Here is a 22,107-nt window from a genome sequence, read left to right on the forward strand (position 1 = left end):
TTTTGAGAACATGGAGAATGAAAATAGTACTAATAAATTAAATAAGGATTTCCTTTCATCTTTTCTATAAAAAATGAACACTCAATTATAACTAAATTTTTAGTTATAATTGAGTGTTTTTTCTAATAATTTAAACAAAAAAGCTATTGATATTTACCATTTGGGTAAGTGCTCCAAGGAAAATCGGGGTATATAGGCACGACCTTTTCTGTCCAATCACAAACTTGGGTATTTGGATTAAACGCAGTACCTGGTGCGCAATCATAAAAAGCAGCAAACTGCGAGTCGTAATCGCACAATACGAAACAAAAAGGATCTCCAGGAACTGCTAATCTTACAGAACCTGATGTTACACCATTGCATAAGTTAACAGAATAAGTTACACCTGGTATAGCAACAATTCCATTAGGGGCTGCAAATATCCAAGCAAAGGATTGCGATACTGAGAAAAAGAAAAGTAAGCAGGTTGCAAATAAAGCATTTGTTTTTTTCATAATTTTATTTTGTTTAAAAGTTAATTAGTGTATTGTATTGAGGTTTAGGATTCCTTCAAATTCAGTAAAATATAACCTTTCAATTAATTCATTTTGAAATGGCATCGCTGATGTCATTGGAAATAACCTTTTCCTTTCAAGCGCTTCTTTTCCTTCTTTTTTAGTATCCCCACCTCTTAAGCAGATAGCAAAGTCAAGTGCATTACCGTAATTAGTTTGTAAAAAGCCTATAGGAATTTGAATTTCAGCGCTGAATACATTCGGGTTTGGCTTAATATTTTTAACATCAATATTACCCGTTCTAGGTAAATAGTCTATATTAGTATAATTCCACTCCAGTAAAATACCCGTTTCGTTAAATTTGGGTACTAATTGTTTCTTGATACCATTAAAATTTTCCAGCAAAAAATAATCATGGGTATTGTGTACTAATTTTCGGGTAACAGAATCAGTATAAGTATGGGCAAAAGTGAGCATTAAAGAATCTTTCTTTGCCTCTCGTGCATTAAAAAATAACTGAACACCTCCATTACTGTATTTTAAGGCATTTTCGTTTTTATAAATGGCCATGTATAAAAAATTGGAATCTTTTTTAAAGGCGTAATACAATTTATTTTCACTGTCATAGGACATTTTTTTCATATCGCCCCATTCTTTTAAATCGGCATCAACTGTAATTTGGCTATACGCTGAGAAAAAATTGAAACTGCATAAACACAGGCACAAAAACTTTAATAAATTTTTAATTTTCATATTTGATTGTTAAAATATTGTATGTCTCCTTTTAAAATTGAGATTAAATTAATTTATAGTGTTTAGATTTAAGTTTCCGTTGAATTCTGTAAAATAAGACCTATCAATGATATCTTTTACGAACGCAGTATTTGAAAGTTCAGGAGTAAATAACCTTCTTTTAAAAAAAGCCTCTTTTCCCTTTTTTGTTATATCGCTACCTCTTAAGCAAATTTTATAAACTAGTTCTTTATTAAATTTTTCGATTAAATAAGTCAAGGGGATTTGAACCTCTGCCGTAAAAATATTTGGATTCGCTGGAATGTGCTCCATAACCTTATCTTCTCTTGGTATATGATCTATATTCGTATAATTCCACTCCAGTAAAATACCCATTTCATTAAATTTTGGTACTAATTGCTTCTTAATACCGTTAAAATTTTCTAACAAAAAATAATCATGGGTTCTATGCACCAATTTGTGAGTGGTAGAATCGGTATAGGTATGTGCAAAAGTGAGCATTAAAGAATCTTTTTTTGCCCCTTGTGCATTAAAAAATAATTGAACACCCCCATTGCTATATTTGCCTGCATATTCATTTTTATAGATGGCCATGTATAAAAAATTGGAATCTTTTTTAAAGGCGTAATACAATTTATTTTCACTGTCATAAGACATTTTTTTCATATCGCCCCATTCTTTTAAATCGGCATCAACTGTAACTTGGCTATACGCTGAAAAAAAATTGAAACTGCATAAACACAGGCATGAAAACTTCACTAAATTTCTAATTTTCATAATTGATTGGTTAATTTTTGTTCGGTGTTAAAATATCCTTTAGAAACAGCTATGTTTTGAAGCAGTATTTTCTTAATAAAAGCAACTCTCTCTGGGTGTATAGTATTTATTTTATAATAGTAAGCTTCTAATAAACCACTTATAAAAGTTGTTTTGCGTACGTAATTCATTTCTTTAGTAACCTGGTTATAGGTATCTGCTGATACGGCGTTACGCTCTTTCAAATTCACGTATCCTTTCAGCAGAATGGAGTATTTTCGCAAATCGGCCTCGATTTTTGGATTAATGTTACTACTATTTTCCTTTGCGTTATTTATATCTCTCAAAAAATCGTCAAATTTGTATAAATCGCAACCAGCAGTTTTTCCTTTAACATTCAAATCTTTATCTATGTATAATATTGTTGGAAAACCATAACCTTCTAGTACGTGAAATATCCACATATTTTCACTATTGAAATTGTTAATGCTTATTTCATACACTTCGGTATCTTTGGGTAACTTATTTTGAATAGCAACAAAGTTAGAATCAACATAGCTGTAAAACTTTTTACACGCATCACATTCGTCATTTTTTAGCAATAGCAATATATTGTGTTTATTTTGCTCACTATTTAAAAGTTTAGAAAGTGAATCTTTTGTGCTCAACTTTTTTAGTTCCTTCTTCTTAGTACATGCAAAGGAAAAACAAATAACAAGGCATAAAAAAGCCTGAATATATTTTCGCATAAATATATTTTCAAAATTTATAACTGATTAATTTAATAAGAAAGTAAGAGTAGGCACTATAATGAACTTAGAATAGGGCTACCATTTCACTTAAACTGATTGCTATAAAATTTGAAACAAGTGGGAAAAGCCCTTGAAAGGGTTATGAGTGAAAGCGACATAATAAGGATAATTAGGAATAAATAATCGTGTAAATTTTAATTATACCTAAGATAACTCCGCCTTCAAAAAAAAAAAAAAAATTTACACGAAATCATTAAATCCCGCTAAAAAAAGAGCTACAGAGAGATTTCCTTACACGAATCCCAATTTTGCTATTTTAAACATGCATATAAACAAAAAAGGGCTGTCCAAAAATGAACAACCCTTTTTATATGGTTTTTAAAAAATTATGCTTCTACTTCTTCTTTTTTCGAAGCCAATAATTTATCGTATTCTTCTTGAGAACCTACAATGATACGCTCGTAACCACGCATACCAGTACCTGAAGGAATTAAGTGACCAACGATCACGTTTTCTTTCAATCCTAACATGTTATCGCGTTTACCTGCAATAGCTGCCTCGTTTAATACTTTCGTTGTTTCCTGGAACGAAGCCGCAGAAATGAACGATTTAGTACCTAACGATGCACGTGTAATACCTTGTAAGATAGAACTTGCTGTTGCTGGTCTTGCATCTCTCACCGTGATTTGTTTTAAATCTTTACGTTTTAATTGAGAATTTTCATCTCTTAATTTACGTAATGAAACAATCTGACCCGGTTTGAAATCGTTCGAATCACCAGCATCTTCCACAACTTTCTTGTCGTACATGTTGTCGTTCTCTTCAGCAAAATCCCAACGATCTACAGCGTTATTTTCTAAGAAAATAGTATCTCCTGGATCTTCGATGTGAACTTTTTGCATCATTTGGTGAACAATTACTTCGAAGTGCTTATCGTTAATTTTCACACCTTGTAAACGGTAAACCTCTTGAATACCATTTACTAAGTACTCTTGAACCGCTGCAGGGCCTTTAATTGATAAGATATCTGCTGGAGAAATTGAACCGTCTGATAATGGCATACCTGCTTTCACAAAGTCATTATCCTGTACAAGGATGTGTTTCGATAATGGCACCAAGTATTTTTTAACTTCACCGTCTTTCGACTCAATAGTGATCTCGCGATTACCACGTTTAACACCACCTAAAGTTACCACACCGTCAATTTCAGTTACAACCGCAGGATTTGAAGGATTACGTGCTTCGAATAACTCCGTTACACGTGGTAAACCACCCGTAATATCTCGGGTTTTACCCGTTGCACGAGGAATCTTAGCAATAATTTGACCCGTTTGAATTGTATCACCTTCATCCACTGAAACGTGTGCTCCTACCGGAATGTTATATCCTTTAACAACTTCGCCTTTTTTATCAACGATTTGTACAGAAGGGTTTTTCGTTTTATCACGTGTATCGATAATTACTTTCTCGCGGTGACCGGTTTGTTCATCAGATTCTTCACGGAAGGTAACACCTTCGATGATCGCATCAAATTGTGCTTTACCCGCAAACTCAGAGATAATTACCGCATTGTACGGATCCCACGAACAAATCTTATCGCCTTTGGCTACTTTATCACCTTCTTTAACAAATAAGAATGCACCGTAAGGAATATTATTGGTTACAATAACACGACCTGAACCAGGCTCAACAATTTTGAACTCACCTGAACGGCCCAATACAACTTGTACTTTACCGTCTTCGGTTTCTGTATCTACTGTACGGATATTTTCAAACTCGATAACACCATCAAATTTCGCTACGATATTAGATTCAGCAGCAATGTTTGATGCAGTACCACCCACGTGGAAAGTACGAAGTGTTAACTGTGTACCCGGCTCACCAATTGACTGTGCTGCAATTACACCAACTGCCTCACCAATTTGAACACGTTTACCTGACGCTAAGTTACGTCCGTAACACAATGCACATACTCCTCGTTTAGATTCGCATGTTAATACCGAACGAATTTCGATACCATCTAAAGATGATTCTTCAACTGCTTTCGCAATATCTTCGTCAATATCTTGTCCTGCTGATACCAATAAGTTTCCGTTCATTGGATCGTATACATCGTGTAACGAAGTACGACCTAAAATACGCTCATATAATGGTTCAACGATATCTTCATTGTCTTTCAATGCAGTTGTGTACATACCTCTTAAAGTACCACAATCTACATCGTTCACAATCATATCTTGTGCTACGTCATGTAAACGACGTGTTAAGTAACCCGCATCGGCCGTTTTTAACGCCGTATCGGCCAAACCTTTACGCGCACCGTGGGTAGAGATGAAGTATTCTAATACCGACAATCCTTCTTTAAAGTTTGATAAAATCGGGTTTTCAATAATGTCGCCACCTGAACCTGATTTTTGAGGTTTCGCCATCAAACCACGCATACCGCATAACTGACGAATCTGCTCTTTCGAACCACGGGCTCCAGAATCAAGCATCATGTAAACAGAGTTGAAACCTTGGTTATCGCTAGAAAGCTGGTTCATAACGAAAGTGGTTAATCTGTTGTTGATACGTGTCCAGATATCGATAATTTGGTTGTAACGTTCGTTGTTGGTAATGAAACCCATGTTATAGTTGTTTCTTACTTCTTCAACTTCGTTAGCAGCCTGCTCTAATAAAGTATGTTTCTCTACCGGAATATTTACGTCTTGTAAGTTGAACGATAAACCTCCTTGGAAAGCCATTTTGAAACCTAATTCTTTGATATCATCTAAGAATCTAGAAGCGCGAGCCATACCCGTCATTTTAACTACTTCACCGATAATATCTCTTAACGATTTTTTAGTTAATAATTCATTGATATAACCAACCTCTTCAGGTACCATTTGGTTGAACAATACTCTACCTACTGTAGTTTCAGTTAATTTATTAACGATAGAACCATCGCTTTGCTTAACATTTACTCTTACTTTAATGAATGCATGTAAGTCTAATTCTTTCTCGTTATACGCAATAATTACTTCTTCTGGAGAATAGAATGAAGAATCTTGTCCTTTAACTACACGTGTTTCATCGGTTCTACGGCCTTTAGTAATGTAATAAAGACCCAAAACCATATCCTGAGAAGGTACTGTAATAGGTGTACCGTTTGCAGGGTTTAAAATGTTATGTGCAGCCAACATTAATACTTGGGCTTCCAAAATTGCTGCATTACCTAATGGTAAGTGGACAGCCATCTGGTCACCGTCAAAATCGGCGTTGAATGCAGTACACACTAATGGGTGTAATTGGATTGCTTTTCCTTCAACCAATTTAGGTTGGAACGCTTGAATACCCAAACGGTGTAATGTAGGTGCACGGTTTAATAATACCGGGTGACCTTTTAACACGTTCTCCAAGATATCCCAAACTAAAGGATCTTTTCTATCTACAATCTTTTTAGCTGATTTTACAGTTTTTACAACACCTCTTTCAATCATCTTGCGAATGATGAATGGTTTGTACAACTCAGCAGCCATATCTTTTGGTAAACCGCATTCGTGTAATTTAAGGCTAGGCCCTACAACAATTACCGAACGAGCAGAATAATCCACACGTTTACCTAATAAGTTTTGACGGAAACGACCTTGCTTACCTTTCAAAATATCTGAAAGTGATTTCAAAGCACGGTTACCTTCGGTTTTTACCGCGTTTACTTTACGTGAGTTATCGAATAACGAATCCACAGCTTCCTGCAACATACGTTTCTCGTTACGTAAAATTACCTCTGGTGCTTTAATCTCGATCAAACGTTTTAAACGGTTGTTACGGATAATTACACGACGGTATAAATCATTTAAATCTGAAGTAGCGAAACGACCACCTTCTAATGGCACTAATGGACGCAATTCTGGTGGAATAACCGGAACGATTTTAACAATCATCCACTCCGGACGATTCTCAATGCGTGTATTTGCACCACGGAAAGCTTCTACAACTTGAAGACGTTTTAAAGCCTCGTTTTTACGTTGTTGAGAAGTTTCGTTTGCTGCTTGGTGACGTAAATCGTAAGATAAAGAATCTAAGTCGATACGTTTTAATAAATCTTCTAATGCCTCAGCACCCATTTTGGCGATGAATTTATTAGGGTCTTTATCGTCTAAGTATTGATTTTCTTTCGGTAATTTATCCAAGATATCTAAATATTCTTCTTCTGTTAAGAAGTCCATAAAGTTGATACCTTCTTCGGCCATTAAGCCTGATTGGATTACTACATAACGCTCATAATAGATAATTAAATCTAATTTCTTTGTAGGTAATCCTAATAAATAACCGATTTTGTTTGGTAAAGAACGGAAATACCAGATATGCGCAACAGGAACCACCAAACTGATGTGTCCCATACGCTCTCTACGTACTTTTTTCTCTGTTACTTCAACACCACAACGGTCGCAAACGATTCCTTTGTAACGAATACGTTTGTATTTACCGCAATGACATTCGTAATCTTTTACCGGACCAAAAATACGCTCGCAAAACAAACCATCGCGTTCTGGTTTGTAAGTACGGTAGTTAATGGTTTCTGGTTTCAACACCTCACCACTTGACCGCTCCAAAATTACTTCTGGCGACGATAAGCTAATGGTGATTGATGTGAAATTGCTTTTTAATTTATTATCCTTTTTGTAAGACATATCTCTTGTATAAGGTTAAAGGCGTAGGGCGGAAAGGTGGAAGATTGGGGCGTTTAAGCCCGCAACCTTCTACCTTTTTACCTTCTACCTTAGTTAATCTAACGTAATATCTAAACCTAAACCGCGTAACTCGTGTACCAATACATTAAATGATTCTGGTACACCTGGAGTTGGTAAGTTTTCTCCTTTAACAATGGCTTCGTATGTTTTGGCTCTTCCGATAACATCATCCGATTTAACGGTTAATATCTCTTGAAGAATATTAGCAGCACCGAATGCCTCTAATGCCCAAACCTCCATCTCACCAAAACGTTGACCCCCGAATTGAGCTTTACCACCCAATGGTTGTTGTGTAATTAATGAGTATGGTCCGATAGAACGTGCGTGCATCTTATCATCAACCATGTGACCTAATTTTAACATGTAGATAATACCTACTGTAGTGGTCTGATCGAAACGCTCACCTGTTAAACCGTTGTATAAGTAGGTTTTTCCCGAAGCAGGAACACCTGCTTTAGCAATCCACTCTTCTACTTCATGGTGTTTAGCACCGTCAAAAATTGGTGTGGCAAATTTAACGCCTAATTCTTTACCGGCCCAAGCCAATACAGTTTCGTAAATCTGACCTAAGTTCATACGTGAAGGTACCCCTAGTGGGTTCAACACGATATCAACTGGGCTACCATCTGCTAAGAAAGGCATATCTTCGTCGCGTACAATACGCGCTACAATACCTTTGTTACCGTGACGTCCCGCCATCTTATCACCTACTTTTAACTTACGTTTTTTAGCAACATAAACTTTTGCCATTTGTACGATTCCCGATGGAAGCTCATCACCTACACTAATCGCAAATTTATCGCGTTTGTAAGCTCCTAGCTCCTCATTAACACGGATACCGTAGTTATGAAGCAACATTTTAATCATCTCGTTCTTATCATCATCAGTAGTCCATTTGTTCGGGCTAATGTGATTATAATCAAGCTCTGCTAAAATTTTCTGTGTAAATTTAGCGCCTTTAGCAACCAATAATTCTTTGTAAATGTTGTATACACCTTGCGATGTTTTTCCGTTTACAATGTCGAATAATTTATCAACTAATTCTGCTTTTAATTTCTCAGTAACGTTGTTGTAGTTTCTATCTAACTTTTCAATCGCAGATTTTTCTTCCGCTTTTGTCGTTTTCTTTGCACGGCTGAATAATTTAGTATCAATTACTACACCTTGGATTGAAGGAGGAGTTTTTAAAGAAGCATCTTTAACATCACCTGCTTTATCACCAAAGATTGCACGTAGTAATTTCTCTTCAGGTGAAGGATCTGATTCCCCTTTAGGAGTAATCTTACCAATTAAAATATCACCTTCTTTTACTTCAGCACCAATGCGGATAATACCGTTTTCATCAAGGTCTTTTGTAGCCTCTTCTGATACGTTAGGAATATCTGGTGTTAATTCCTCTTCTCCGCGTTTAGTATCACGTACTTCTAATTCAAATTCCTCAATATGCAACGAAGTGAATACGTCATCACGAACAATACGCTCGTTAATTACAATCGCATCCTCAAAGTTGAAACCTTGCCAAGGCATGAATGCCACTTTCAAGTTTCTACCAAGTGCTAATTCACCATTTTCAGTTGCATATCCTTCGCAAAGTACCTGACCTTTTGTAACTCGTTGGCCTTTTTTAACAATTGGCTTTAAGTTGATACAGGTGTTTTGGTTGGTTTTTTTGAACTTAATTAAACGGTATGTTTTGCTATCGCCTTCGAATGAAACTAAACGTTCGTCTTCTGAACGATCGTATTTGATGATAATCTCGTTCGCATCAACATACTCAACAATACCTTCACCCTCTGCATTGATCAAAGTTCTTGAATCGCGTGCAACACGACCTTCTAAACCTGTTCCTACAATTGGTGCTTCCGGACGTAACAATGGTACGGCCTGACGTTGCATGTTCGATCCCATCAAGGCCCTGTTCGCATCATCATGTTCTAAGAACGGAATTAACGAAGCAGCGATTGATGTAATCTGGTTCGGAGCAACATCCATTAAGTCTAATTTCTCAGGCTCAATAATTGGGAAGTCACCCTCATAACGTGCTTTTACACGAGGCGTTGCAAATACACCGTTATCATCGTACTCTGCATTCGCTTGAGCGATGGTTTTTCCATCCTCATCTTCAGCAGATAAATAAATAACGTCTGAATCTACCACTACTTTACCGTCTTCAACGCGTTTGTATGGTGTTTCAATGAAACCTAAATTGTTGATTTTTGCATGCACACAAAGTGATGAAATCAAACCAATGTTTGGTCCCTCTGGTGTTTCAATTGTACATAAACGACCGTAGTGCGTGTAGTGAACGTCACGCACCTCGAAACCAGCACGCTCACGTGATAAACCACCTGGACCTAATGCTGATAAACGACGTTTATGCGTAATCTCTGCTAATGGATTTGTTTGATCCATGAACTGAGATAACTGGTTGGTACCAAAGAATGAGTTGATAACAGATGACAATGTACGTGCATTGATCAAATCCGTTGGTGTAAACACCTCGTTATCGCGGATATTCATACGCTCACGGATTGTTCTAGCCATACGTGCCAAACCAACACCAAATTGTGCGTACAATTGCTCACCTACCGTACGTACACGACGGTTTGATAAGTGGTCAATATCATCCACCTCTTCTTTAGAGTTAATTAACTTAATTAAGTATTTAACAATGGCAATAATATCTGCTTTTGTTAATACTTTCACACCCTCAGGCGTATCCATCTTTAATTTACGGTTGATGCGGTAACGACCTACATCTCCTAAATCATAACGTTTATCTGAGAAGAATAAACGATCGATGATACCACGAGCAGTTTCCTCATCAGGTGGTTCTGCGTTACGCAAAGCACGATAGATGTTTTCAACAGCCTCTTTTTCTGAGTTTGAAGTATCTTTTTGTAAAGTATTATAAATAATGGTATAATCTGCTTGACTTGCACCATCTTCTTTAGATAAGATAATGGTTTTTACGCCTGCATCAATTACCATATCAATATGGTCATCTTCTAAAACGGTTTCTCTTTCTAGAACTACCTCGTTACGTGGAATCGAAACTACCTCACCGGTATCTTCATCTACGAAATCTTCGATCCAAGTACGTAAAACTCTTGCAGCAAGTTTACGGCCGATGTATTTCTTTAAACCTGATTTACTAACTTTTACTTCATCAGCAAGGTCAAATAATTCCAATATATCTTTATCAGAATCGTAACCAATTGCACGCAATAAGGTAGTAACCGGGAATTTCTTCTTACGATCGATGTATGCATACATTACGTTGTTAACGTCTGTTGCAAACTCAATCCACGAACCTTTGAAAGGGATTACACGTGCTGAGTACAATTTTGTTCCATTGGTATGACGGCTTTGGCCGAAGAATACGCCTGGTGAACGGTGTAATTGCGAAACGATAACACGTTCTGCTCCGTTAATAACAAATGTACCTTTTGGTGTCATATACGGGATAGTACCTAAGTACACATCCTGAATAATGGTTTCAAAATCTTCATGCTCAACATCATTACAAGAAAGCTTCAGCTTTGCTTTTAATGGAACATTGTACGTTAAACCGCGCTCAATACACTCGTGTATATCGTAACGTGGTGGATCAACGAAATAATCAAGAAACTCTAATACGAAGATATTTCTTGAATCCGTTATTGGAAAGTTCTCCGCAAACACTTTAAACAAACCCTCGCTTGAGCGATCGTCTGATGTAGTATCTATCTGGAAAAATTCTCTGAATGATTGCAATTGCACATCCAGAAAATCAGGATAGTCTATAATGTGCTTACTTGTTGCAAAATTTACTCTTTGTTCGACTGTCTTTGCCAATGGACTGAAAGATTTTAGTTTAAGAATAAACTATTTGTTTGGTTTTAGTTAAAGCATTCTCATCAACCAAGCAAAATGAGATGTTTATAAACAGGTAAAGACACCGACATTTTCAGTCGGTGTCTGATACATTTTTAGCTTAGCTAAATTAAGTGATTACTTAATTTCAACTACTGCTCCAGCTTCTTCTAATTGTTTTTTAAGAGCTTCAGCTTCGTCTTTAGCTACACCAGCTTTTAATTCTTTAGGTGCACCATCAACTAAGTCTTTAGCTTCTTTCAAACCTAAACCAGTTAAGTCTTTAACAAGTTTAACAACTGCTAATTTTTGACCACCAGCATCTTTTAAGATTACATCAAATGATGTTTTTTCTGCAGCAGCAGCAGGTGCATCACCACCAGCAGCAGGACCAGCAACTACAGCAGCAGCTGCAGGCTCAATACCATACTCATCTTTTAAGATTTGAGCTAATTCATTAACTTCTTTAACTGTTAAGTTTACTAATTGCTCAGCAAACGCTTTTAAATCTGCCATTTTATTAAGATTTTAAAAATTTACGTGTAATAATTTTGTTTTATTTGCGAACTTAAGGTGTTCGTTAACCTTCTCTTTCTTGTAGAGTTTTAACAATTCCTGCAATTTTGCCTCCGCTTGATTTAAGCGCAGAAACAACGTTTTTCGCTGGTGATTGTAATAAGCCAATAATATCGCCAATAAGCTCTTCTCTTGATTTTAAGCTTACTAATGTATTTAATTGCTCATCGCCAACATAAACTGATGAATCGATATATGCAGCTTTTAATAATGGTTTATCAGAAGTTTTTCTCAAAGCTTTGATCAACTTAGCCGGAGCGTTTGCTGTTTTTGAGAATAATAATGATGATGAACCTTTTAATGAGCCGTATATTTCTGAAGCGTCGCCTTCTAAACCTTCAATCGCTTTGCGGATTAAAGTGTTTTTAGCTACCTTCATTACGATATCACCTTCAAAGCATTTGCGACGGATGTTATTCACTTGCTCAACAGAAAGGCTCGACGTATCAGCGATATAAAAATTGCCATACTCTTGCATTTGTCCTTGTAGTTCTAAAACTACTTCGTTTTTTTCTTCTCTGTTCATGATTAGATCCCCGCTACTGATTTGGTTTCAATTGCAATTCCAGGACTCATTGTAGAAGACATGTGAATGCTCTTAAAATAAGTTCCTTTAGCAGCAGATGGCTTTAATTTTGAAATAACTTGAATAAGTTCAAGTGCATTCTCATAAATTTTATCTGCCGGGAATGATACTTTTCCTATCGAGGCGTGTATGATACCGGTTTTGTCTACCTTAAAATCAATTTTACCTGCTTTAACCTCTGTTACAGCTTTACCAACTTCGTTAGTTACTGTTCCAGATTTAGGGTTAGGCATTAAGTTTCTTGGACCTAAAACACGGCCCAATTTACCTACCTTAGCCATACAAGCTGGTGTTGTGATAATAATGTCTACATCGGTCCAACCACCTTCAATTTTAGCCACATATTCGTCTAAACCTACGAAGTCTGCGCCAGCTGCTTTTGCTTCTTCTTCCTTATCAGGAGTTACCAAAGCTAAAACACGTACAGTTTTACCTGTTCCGTGTGGTAAAGTAGCAATACCACGCACCATTTGATTGGCTTTACGTGGATCTACTCCTAAAGATACATCAATATCAACTGAAGCATCAAATTTAGTAGTAGTGATTTCTTTTACCAAAGCAGCAGCATCTTTCAAAGTATAAGCTTTGCCAGCTTCTAATTTAGCATGTGCCTTTTTTTGATTTTTAGTTAATTTCGCCACTGTTGTAAACTGTTTTTTAATTAATTGTTCCAGGGTGCGTCACCAGAAACGGTGATTCCCATACTGCGTGCTGTTCCAGCAACCATACTCATTGCAGATTCGATTGTAAATGCATTTAAATCAGGCATTTTATCCTCAGCAATAACTTTAATCTGGTCCCAGGTCACCGACCCAACTTTTTTACGGTTAGGCTCAGCAGAACCACTCTGTAATTTAGTAGCATCCTTTAATTGAACCGCTACCGGAGGGGTTTTGATGATGAAATCGAATGACTTATCAGCATAAACAGTAATTACAACTGGCAATACTTTACCTGCTTTATCTTGGGTACGAGCATTGTACTGTTTGCAAAACTCCATAATATTCACCCCCTTAGCACCCAATGCAGGTCCTACTGGTGGCGATGGATTTGCAGCTCCGCCTTTGATCTGTAATTTGATCATCGCACTGATTTCTTTTGCCATTTTGTGTTTTTGTTTTATTTAAAACTCAATGTTATTAGTGGAAGCATGTAACATTTTATTCCCCTCATGCTCCTATAAAGCATAAAGGACTGCAAAGATAAGAATAATAATATTGGTATGCAATAGATTGGATAAAAATAATACGTTTAATTTCAGTTTCAATCAAACAATAGGCATCCCGTTCTTCTTAACCATTTAACCTAAACAAGGTCTTCTTCAAGGGCTACTATTTTAGTAAGATACGTAACTAAACAAGTTACTACGGCGAAAAGAAAGAATATACCGAGCAGAATAAACTCACCTATGCCGTTATTTTTATTAAAACAAATGACTATTGCCGGTGCAAATAGAACCCCTACCGACAAATACGTGTAATATTTACTCTTTATTGATTGAAAAGGTTTCCCTGCTGTTTTTACTAAATAGCCCAAAGAAACATACACTAAAATGGTAGATGCGATAAATATAATTTTCCAAAAAATATCTGGAAGCCCGCCAAAACTTATCCCTGCATCGCCCGATAGTATGTACAAGGGTGCTAAGACAAGGAACATAAACATGAAGGCAGAAATTTTTTCGTATGCGATGATTATCAAAAGAAACGACACTACTGTTAGCCATTTCAAAAGTTGCATTCTATTGGTGTATTGATTCATAATGCTAAAAAGTTAAGGACATAATCCAGTTTTTTCGGGAGCAAAATCTTCTCCCACAATACTATTATTATAACCTTGACTCTTCATTAAGAATAACTTATTATAAAGCCCATTTGGTGTATCGCCATAGTTAAAACCTAGCCCATTCAGAGCAATCCAATCATCAAGCTTAATAGCGTAATCGGGTAGCCTAATTGAGTTAAAAACATCTAAAGCATAACTTCCACAGTTATATTCGTCCAGTTCATATGCTTTATTAGCATTATTTAGTGCTGATAATTTTAATATATCAAATTCAATTTTAGTAAGCCATTCCATATCCATACTGATATCCTATTCATGCTCTCCATTATCATTCATCTTACTTCCTACAGGACCATGACTCAAACTAAGTACAGCAGGAGATGGATAAAAGCCAAATGATTTGGTTACAGCAACTAAACCTGCATCAATTGCCGCTGTCCCCTAAAGTTATTTTTTACAACCAGAAACTAAAAGTAGAAAAAAGATTAAAACAGGGAAGTAACGCTGAAATTTGTTTGTTTGTTTGTTTGTTTGTTTGTTTGTAAACATAAAGAGTGAATTAATATTAGATTTATTTAATTTTTTACTCTTAAACAGAAATGTGTAAGAACGCGCTAAGATAAAAATATATTACATAATGTGATGAATAAAAATACAGCTTAAGTAGGGTCTGCTGAAAAACTCAAAATTTTCAATTTTGCGACCAAACAATATCTTTTTTAACAAAAACAGGCTATATATATCAAAAAGTTAACGATAATCAACCATAATTATTGGTCAAAAATTTACATCTAAAAATAAGATACAAGCTTTTTGAGGGTATCTCTTGAAAAAGCTTGCACCAAGATTAGCAAATAGCCATGTAAATAAATGTAAAACAACATGTTATGCTTTTTCAGCAGACCCTAAGTAAAAAAGCTCTAAACAAAAAAAGCTTTCCTCAAAAAGGAAAGCTTTTCTAGTATTTAAATTTATATTACTCTTTTTCTACCTGCATGTAGTTAAGTTCTAATGGTGTTTTACGCCCAAAGATTTTAACCATTACTTTCAATTTCTTTTTCTCTTCGTTTACTTCTTCAATCACCCCAGAGAAACCGTTGAAAGGGCCATCCATCACTTTGATGTTTTCTCCTACATAATACGGTACTTTCATGGTTTCGCCTTGCTCGCTCATTTCATCAACCACACCTAAGATACGGTTAACTTCAGCTTGACGCATTGGAATTGGGTTACCCGCTTTATCACCTAAGAAACCGATTACACTATTAATCCCTTTGATAATATGCTCTAACTCGCCATCTAATGTAGCTTCTATTAAAACATATCCAGGATAGTACAAATCCGCAATGACAAGTAACTAAATTTACCTTTAGGGAATTTCAATTATTTCTTTTGAATTAACAGGTCTTGATAAAAACCCATGCGAATCAAATGGGAAATACAATTCAACTTGAACAATCTTAAACTTGTTTTCTGCTATTTTTTCTAAAAGAAATACTTTATCAAAGGCAAAATTCTTTGCATCCCACTCTTCACTAATTAGGCCTTTTATTTTCTCCAAATTTCGATAAGGAAATACTTTCTGTTTTTTAAAAAAACTACTGTCGGTTATTCGATAATTATGTTTATCAATCGATGAAAATAACTTATAAATTCGTTCCGTTTTACCATCATACGAAATATAACTATAAGTATAAATATCATAATCCTTTTCTGGAATGGGCTTGTTATCTAATTTTGCAGAAGCTACTGATTTTACGTTAATTTTATATATCCTTTTTGAAGAATCAATTTGAAACATTAAATATAAATCTGGTTTAATCTTCTTTTGTGCGAAGGCAGAAGTGAATGATAAAATAATCATTAGCTTGCAAAAAATAATTTTATTGATCATCACAATTTTGTTTATTTCTATTTCTTAATAATTTTGCCGTTTTACTATTAATATTAGCTTTAAAAGTCGAGTCTATTTTATTCGTAAAATAATCTGTTTCTTTTAGACCACTCCAAGCATATGATTTATAATATTCTATATCAAATTTACTATTATCATATTCTTTTAATGCATTTGCAATAGTATTAACATAATAATTAGCCATAAACTCATGACTTACACCTTCCCATTCTCTACTTCTAATCCAAAGATTAAATAACGAGGGAAAATTTTGCGCATTCAAATTATTTGGTCCATGGATTGAAAGTAATTTTCTATAAATCTCAGCATGCATTCCTTCGTGCAAAAGTGTTAGAGCTACTGAAATACTAGGTAAACTATCAATGAGATTTGAAGCGATAGTTAAATCTATATTAGTTGCGCTCCATGATCTTGGATTTGGCACAGTATTCCCCGTAGTTACATAACCAGGATCTTGTGCAATATATCCTAATCTAAATGTCAAGTCAATTGGCTTATCGCTGCCGATAAAATTATTTAATGTTCTTTTATAGAAATCATTATTCATTAATTTAGATAATGCACACATTGCTTTTAAATTCTCGTAAAAATCAGCTTCCATTGTAGTATCTCTTAGCGCACTTGTACTCCCACTACCTCCACCTGCAGCCCCCCCTTGTCCATAATCAAAACAATCTGGATAATAAAAATGCACTACAATTTCAACATTAAAAGAATTATAAGATGCAAAAATATCTCGAATAGCCCACATTAGATCCATTTCATAAAGATTGGTAAAGCTATCCCAAATTGGTGGGTTGAATTCTGAAGTCACCTGAAATTGCTTATTGGACAAGTAATACATAATAGTATAATTACACAAATCGACTACTTCCTCTTGATAATTATAACTTAAATCAGTTGCAGTAGCCCATCACTGTACATCAACGGTGCAACCTTGCGCATCAGACATATTCTGGAGTGCATCAACATAATAATTAGAGGCCAACTTTTTGTTTATACCTTTGACACTAGAAATGTGCGAAATCTGTTTACTTTTAGTTCGAAGGTACTTCGGAGAAATGGCCATCTTTGAGCCTAAATTAGGAGCACCACTTTTTTCCTTTCGCTTATAAATATCAAAAATGTATCTTTCGTCTAATTTTATTACTCTTAAAAAAGTTTGATTAATTTGATCCAAAGCAAAGAGCCTATTTACCTCATTCTGCTTCGACTTAAAAAGAAATGTTACATCTTCCCATTTTATAGTATCTGCGGCATTAAGTTTAGCAATAAAATCTCCATCCTTTGCCATTTTAAGTGCTGAGATAATCTTTGTCACTTCTTCGTTGTTGCCTTTATAGGCTACTAAACGTGCATCAATTGCCGCGGTCTCGTACAATTCCTTTTTACAGCCAGAAACTAAAAGTAGAAAAAAGATTAAAACAGGGAAGTAACGCTGAAATTTGTTTGTTTGTTTGTTTGTTCGTTTGTAAACATGATGAGTGAGTTAATAGTAGATTTTATAATTTTTAGTTCTTGAACAGAAATAAATAAGAACGCGCTAAAATAAAAATATTTTAGATATTGTAAAAAAAATACGGCTTAAGTAAAAACGCTTTAAACGAAAAAAGCTTTCCATTTTGGGGAAAGCTTTTCTAGTATTTAAATTAACTATTATTCTTTTTCTACTTGCATGTAGTTAAGTTCTAGTGGTGTTTTACGACCGAAGATTTTAACCATTACTTTCAATTTCTTTTTCTCTTCGTTCACTTCTTCAATTACCCCTGAGAAACCGTTGAAAGGACCATCCATCACTTTGATATTTTCCCCTACATAATACGGTACATTCATGGTTTCGCCTTGCTCGCTCATTTCATCAACCACACCTAATATACGGTTTACTTCAGCCTGACGCATTGGAATTGGGTTACCCGCTTTATCACCTAAGAAACCGATTACACTATTAATCCCTTTGATAATATGTTCTAACTCGCCATCTAATGTAGCTTCTATTAAAACATATCCAGGATAGTAGTTACGTTCTTTAGCAATCTTTTTTCCATCTCTCATTTGGTAATATTTCTCCATTGGAATTAATACCTGAGGAACTAAATGAGAAAAACCTAACCGGCTAATTTCAGCATCAATGTATTGCTTTACCTTTTTTTCTTTTCCGCTAACAGCTCTTACTACGTACCACTTTAAATCGCTCATCTTAGATATATTATTTTAACGTGTTATAGTAAGTATCTAATACAAATAGAGAACCTTTATCCATTGCAAAAATTAAAAGTGCAATAATTAAAGAGGCCACTAACACAAGAATCGCTGAACTTTGAAGTTCTCCCCACGTAGGCCATGTAACCTTGTTGGTCATTTCATCGTACGATTCTTTTATAAACTCTACTACTTTAGCCATATTAAATTGTTTGAATGAGCGCTCTGATAACAATAAAATTTTGAATGCTAACTAAATGGCATTCAAAATCTCAAAATTCGTTATTCGAACTGTATGTTTTCTAAGCACGGGAACAAGGATTCGAACCCTGATCAAAGGTTTTGGAGACCTCTATTCTACCGTTGAACTATTCCCGTGTGTGTTAAAAAGAGCTAGCCTAAACTAGCTCCTTTTGTATTGTTAATGCTTAAAATTAAGCTAAGATTTCAGTTACCTGACCAGCACCTACTGTTCTACCACCTTCACGGATAGCGAAACGTAGACCTTTTTCCATTGCAATCGCGTTAATTAATTTAACAGTGATTGTAACGTTATCACCTGGCATTACCATCTCAGTACCTTCAGCTAATGAAATTTCACCAGTTACGTCTGTAGTACGGAAATAGAATTGAGGACGATATTTGTTGAAGAATGGCGTGTGACGACCACCTTCTGCTTTTGATAATACATAGATCTCAGCTTTGAAATCTGTGTGAGGAGTTACTGAACCTGGTTTACAGATTACCATACCACGACGGATATCAGTTTTCTCAATACCACGTAACAATAAACCTACGTTATCACCAGCCTCACCGTAATCTAAGATTTTACGGAACATCTCAACACCAGTTACTGTAGATTTTAAGTTCTCAGCACCCATACCTAAGATCTCAACTGGATCTCCTGAGTTGATTACACCACGCTCAATACGACCTGTAGCAACAGTACCACGACCAGTGATTGAGAATACGTCTTCAACAGGCATTAAGAAAGGAAGATCAGTTAAACGTGGAGGAATTGGAATGTAGCTATCAACAGCATCCATTAATTCCATAATTTTACCAACCCATTTAGGGTCACCGTTTAATCCACCTAATGCAGAACCTTGGATTACTGGAATATCATCACCTGGGAATTCGTAGAACGATAATAATTCACGAACTTCCATTTCTACTAATTCTAATAATTCTGGATCATCAACCATATCCACTTTGTTCATGAATACAACTAATGAAGGTACACCTACTTGGCGAGCCAATAAGATGTGCTCACGAGTTTGTGGCATCGGACCATCAGTAGCAGCAACAACGATAATTGCACCGTCCATTTGAGCCGCACCAGTAACCATGTTTTTCACGTAATCCGCGTGACCTGGACAGTCAACGTGCGCATAGTGACGGTTAGCTGTTGAATACTCAACGTGAGCTGTATTGATTGTAATACCTCTTTCTTTTTCCTCTGGAGCAGAGTCAATTGAATCGAATGAACGTGCCTCAGTTAAACCAGCATCAGCTAAAACTTTTGTAATAGCCGCTGTTAAAGTTGTTTTACCGTGATCCACGTGACCGATTGTACCGATGTTTAAGTGCGGTTTACTGCGGTCAAATTTTTCTTTTGCCATTTTATTTATAACTAATTAGTGGGTAAACTTTATTATTAATTTTACTTATTTGTTTTGTATATTTCAACACAAAAAACCTTGTTTCTTCTGTATTACAAAACAGATTTAACAAAGCTATTTCTTGAGCCAACTATGGGAATTGAACCCACGACCTCTTCCTTACCAAGGAAGTGCTCTACCGCTGAGCTAAGTCGGCTTTTTCTTTTACTAGCCCATTAATTATTGCTCACTGTTCATTTGCTTAAACAAACCTCTGAACCCATTCACCAATGAACTTTAAAGAGCGGAAGACGAGGTTCGAACTCGCGACCTATAGCTTGGAAGGCTATCGCTCTACCAACTGAGCTACTTCCGCTTTTTTCCAAATGATTGAATGATTTTATTTAGGATGATCGAATGGTTGCATTCACTCATAAAAAACATTCACCGTTCTTTCATTTAAGAGTGGGGAGAGAAGGATTCGAACCTTCGAAGTCTTACGACAACAGAGTTACAGTCTGTCCCATTTGGCCGCTCTGGTATCTCCCCGTTTTCTATTTACGATTTTCGATCACGCTTTACAACTAATTGGAAGCTAATCGCAAACCTAAAATCTACATTCGTAAATAAAAAGAGCCTCCTATCGGAATCGAACCAATGACCTACTGATTACAAGTCAGTTGCTCTACCAGCTGAGCTAAGGAGGCTTTTATTTTTCGTTTGCAAAGGTATAAAAAATCTTCATTTTTCATACTCTCAATGCATTTTTTTTGTTTTTTTTATCTTTTCAGAGAACAATCCTTTCTTCTTGGCGTAACGCCCTTTCCGAAAGGGAATGCAAATATACACACTTATATTTCAGTTCAAAATTATTTTAAAAAAAAATAAAAATCTTTTTTCTCGTTACAAGCTCAACAATGCAATTTGAATAGAATATTTCATTCATAATCAGAACCTTTAATGCAAATAAAAAAATTGAAAAAAATTTCAATTATCGTTCTTCTATTTCGTTCAAAAACCTTCTCTCCTGCCTAATTTTTAATCTTGCACAAAAATCCACCCTCCATATTTATCCGTAATTTTAAAATAATTCAGTTAAAAAAATAATATTCAATTCAGAACACCTGCATTTTGACAGCCTTACAGATTCAAATTTATCAGAAAAATGGCTGAAAATATTTTTCATATTTAGAGTTATACAAAAAAAGCTACCCGAAAAATTCGAACAGCCCTTAATTCTTTTTTAAACGTTCAAAAAACAATTTTTCAAGCCTTAAAAATTGCTTTTTATACAAAATTATTCGTACTCATTATAATTATAAGTAGTAACGGCGTTCTTCCCTTTATTTTGTTCCTTGTGCCATTCTATATATTCCTTCCTTGTATTAAACTTTATGTAATCTTTTGGAATATCAAAATAATCGGCTGGCACCCAATCTTCTTTTGCTGAAACAATGGTATTTACATGGGTCAATCCATCTCGAACCCAAAAAAACTGAACAACATAATCCGTTTTGTATGGCTTTACAGGATTTGGTTCCCGTAAAAAATTTAATTCTTTCGAAACATACATACTATCTACAACTCCTGTTCGCTTGTCTACCTTTAGTACCTTCTGACAATTAAACCCTGATATTTTCTTAAATTCCTTAAGGTATTGATAGTCTATTTCCGCGTATTTAGTTATTGAATCTATACGGATCGAATCCTTACGGTGCAATTCGACAATAACGGGCGGTAATTTTGTTTTTTGGGCAATTTTATATTTACCATCCACGTATAAACTCCAACTCTCGCCTGTTTTTTTATTCTTTAATTTATAACATGGAAGAAAATCAATCCCAACCGATGCGTTACCACTTCCTCCATCAGAAAAATCCTGCCCCATTTTATCCGAAAAAGCCAAGGTATCTCTAGACATATTTCCATCGGTAACGACACTCAAAATCATTGTGCTTTTCCCGTTTTCTAACGCTATCTTTGTGGAAATCATTTTTACTTTTATTTTTTCTTGAGCAATTACATGTAAACTGCTAATCAATACGCATAACACTGCACTCAAGAAAATCGTCGTTTTACTTAACATACTATTTAATTTATAT

The 22,107-nt window shown here is 35.4% G+C and carries 19 protein-coding genes, 5 tRNA genes and 1 pseudogene; all 25 read right to left on the reverse strand.

What is annotated here, in order from left to right; translation table 11 throughout:
* Positions 1 to 143: 143 nt before the first annotated feature.
* The 25 genes and pseudogenes from ACJVDK_RS08250 to ACJVDK_RS08370 all read right to left on the reverse strand — a co-directional run bounded on the left by ACJVDK_RS08250 (position 144) and on the right by ACJVDK_RS08370 (position 22,091).
* On the reverse strand, positions 144 to 494 hold the full coding sequence (locus ACJVDK_RS08250; RefSeq protein WP_443939805.1) for a chitin binding peritrophin-A domain-containing protein: 351 nt from the start codon (positions 492 to 494) through the stop codon (positions 144 to 146).
* 24 nt (positions 495 to 518) lie between these two features.
* Positions 519 to 1,136 carry a hypothetical protein gene (locus tag ACJVDK_RS08255; RefSeq protein ID WP_443939806.1) on the reverse strand — a complete coding sequence of 206 codons (618 nt, stop codon included), beginning with the start codon at positions 1,134 to 1,136 and terminating at the stop codon, positions 519 to 521.
* 159 nt (positions 1,137 to 1,295) lie between these two features.
* The gene (locus tag ACJVDK_RS08260; protein WP_443939807.1) at positions 1,296 to 2,024 is read right to left on the reverse strand and encodes a hypothetical protein; all 729 of its coding nucleotides are present in this window, start codon (positions 2,022 to 2,024) and stop codon (positions 1,296 to 1,298) included.
* Complete coding sequence (locus ACJVDK_RS08265) at positions 2,021 to 2,671, reverse strand: hypothetical protein (RefSeq protein WP_443939808.1); 651 nt, start codon at positions 2,669 to 2,671, stop codon at positions 2,021 to 2,023. Before ACJVDK_RS08265 ends, ACJVDK_RS08260 begins: the two co-directional genes overlap by 4 nt.
* Positions 2,672 to 3,141: 470 nt before the next feature.
* Entirely contained in the window at positions 3,142 to 7,428 is a 4,287-nt protein-coding gene (rpoC, locus tag ACJVDK_RS08270) for a DNA-directed RNA polymerase subunit beta' (protein ID WP_443939809.1), read from the reverse strand.
* A 93-nt stretch (positions 7,429 to 7,521) separates the two neighbouring features.
* Positions 7,522 to 11,325: a DNA-directed RNA polymerase subunit beta gene (gene rpoB, locus ACJVDK_RS08275; RefSeq protein ID WP_443939810.1), complete on the reverse strand. Its 3,804-nt coding sequence runs from the start codon at positions 11,323 to 11,325 to the stop codon at positions 7,522 to 7,524.
* 156 nt (positions 11,326 to 11,481) lie between these two features.
* On the reverse strand, positions 11,482 to 11,859 hold the full coding sequence (gene rplL / locus ACJVDK_RS08280; protein WP_443939811.1) for a 50S ribosomal protein L7/L12: 378 nt from the start codon (positions 11,857 to 11,859) through the stop codon (positions 11,482 to 11,484).
* Positions 11,860 to 11,923: 64 nt separating this feature from the next.
* The gene (gene rplJ, locus ACJVDK_RS08285) at positions 11,924 to 12,445 is read right to left on the reverse strand and encodes a 50S ribosomal protein L10 (RefSeq protein WP_443939812.1); all 522 of its coding nucleotides are present in this window, start codon (positions 12,443 to 12,445) and stop codon (positions 11,924 to 11,926) included.
* A gap of 2 nt (positions 12,446 to 12,447) precedes the next feature.
* A complete protein-coding gene (gene rplA / locus ACJVDK_RS08290) occupies positions 12,448 to 13,146 on the reverse strand; it encodes a 50S ribosomal protein L1 (protein WP_443939813.1) in 699 nt (232 codons plus the stop codon).
* 20 nt (positions 13,147 to 13,166) lie between these two features.
* A complete protein-coding gene (gene rplK / locus ACJVDK_RS08295) occupies positions 13,167 to 13,610 on the reverse strand; it encodes a 50S ribosomal protein L11 (RefSeq protein ID WP_443939814.1) in 444 nt (147 codons plus the stop codon).
* Between the two features lie 200 nt (positions 13,611 to 13,810).
* Complete coding sequence (locus tag ACJVDK_RS08300) at positions 13,811 to 14,266, reverse strand: hypothetical protein (RefSeq protein ID WP_443939815.1); 456 nt, start codon at positions 14,264 to 14,266, stop codon at positions 13,811 to 13,813.
* Positions 14,267 to 14,278: 12 nt separating this feature from the next.
* The gene (locus ACJVDK_RS08305; RefSeq protein WP_443939816.1) at positions 14,279 to 14,584 is read right to left on the reverse strand and encodes a hypothetical protein; all 306 of its coding nucleotides are present in this window, start codon (positions 14,582 to 14,584) and stop codon (positions 14,279 to 14,281) included.
* A 682-nt stretch (positions 14,585 to 15,266) separates the two neighbouring features.
* Positions 15,267 to 15,626, reverse strand: a pseudogene (gene nusG / locus ACJVDK_RS08310) (transcription termination/antitermination protein NusG); the annotation flags it as partial.
* 33 nt (positions 15,627 to 15,659) lie between these two features.
* Positions 15,660 to 16,184 carry a hypothetical protein gene (locus tag ACJVDK_RS08315; protein ID WP_443939817.1) on the reverse strand — a complete coding sequence of 175 codons (525 nt, stop codon included), beginning with the start codon at positions 16,182 to 16,184 and terminating at the stop codon, positions 15,660 to 15,662.
* Complete coding sequence (locus ACJVDK_RS08320) at positions 16,174 to 17,019, reverse strand: hypothetical protein (RefSeq protein ID WP_443939818.1); 846 nt, start codon at positions 17,017 to 17,019, stop codon at positions 16,174 to 16,176. Before ACJVDK_RS08320 ends, ACJVDK_RS08315 begins: the two co-directional genes overlap by 11 nt.
* A 99-nt stretch (positions 17,020 to 17,118) precedes the next feature.
* Complete coding sequence (locus ACJVDK_RS08325; RefSeq protein WP_443939819.1) at positions 17,119 to 17,586, reverse strand: hypothetical protein; 468 nt, start codon at positions 17,584 to 17,586, stop codon at positions 17,119 to 17,121.
* Positions 17,587 to 17,861: 275 nt separating this feature from the next.
* On the reverse strand, positions 17,862 to 18,401 hold the full coding sequence (gene nusG, locus ACJVDK_RS08330) for a transcription termination/antitermination protein NusG (RefSeq protein ID WP_443939820.1): 540 nt from the start codon (positions 18,399 to 18,401) through the stop codon (positions 17,862 to 17,864).
* 10 nt (positions 18,402 to 18,411) lie between these two features.
* A complete protein-coding gene (secE, locus tag ACJVDK_RS08335) occupies positions 18,412 to 18,606 on the reverse strand; it encodes a preprotein translocase subunit SecE (protein ID WP_443939821.1) in 195 nt (64 codons plus the stop codon).
* Between the two features lie 105 nt (positions 18,607 to 18,711).
* Positions 18,712 to 18,782, reverse strand: a tRNA-Trp gene (locus tag ACJVDK_RS08340).
* Between the two features lie 56 nt (positions 18,783 to 18,838).
* Entirely contained in the window at positions 18,839 to 20,026 is a 1,188-nt protein-coding gene (gene tuf, locus ACJVDK_RS08345) for an elongation factor Tu (RefSeq protein ID WP_115403172.1), read from the reverse strand.
* Between the two features lie 124 nt (positions 20,027 to 20,150).
* A tRNA-Thr gene (locus tag ACJVDK_RS08350) sits at positions 20,151 to 20,222 on the reverse strand.
* An 86-nt stretch (positions 20,223 to 20,308) separates the two neighbouring features.
* Positions 20,309 to 20,381, reverse strand: a tRNA-Gly gene (locus tag ACJVDK_RS08355).
* Between the two features lie 90 nt (positions 20,382 to 20,471).
* A tRNA-Tyr gene (locus ACJVDK_RS08360) sits at positions 20,472 to 20,554 on the reverse strand.
* A gap of 85 nt (positions 20,555 to 20,639) precedes the next feature.
* Positions 20,640 to 20,712 (reverse strand) — tRNA-Thr (locus tag ACJVDK_RS08365).
* Between the two features lie 590 nt (positions 20,713 to 21,302).
* Entirely contained in the window at positions 21,303 to 22,091 is a 789-nt protein-coding gene (locus ACJVDK_RS08370; RefSeq protein ID WP_443939822.1) for a hypothetical protein, read from the reverse strand.
* Positions 22,092 to 22,107: the final 16 nt, after the last annotated feature.

This window comes from Pedobacter paludisoli (genome assembly GCF_052344095.1).
GTDB lineage: Bacteria > Bacteroidota > Bacteroidia > Sphingobacteriales > Sphingobacteriaceae > Pedobacter.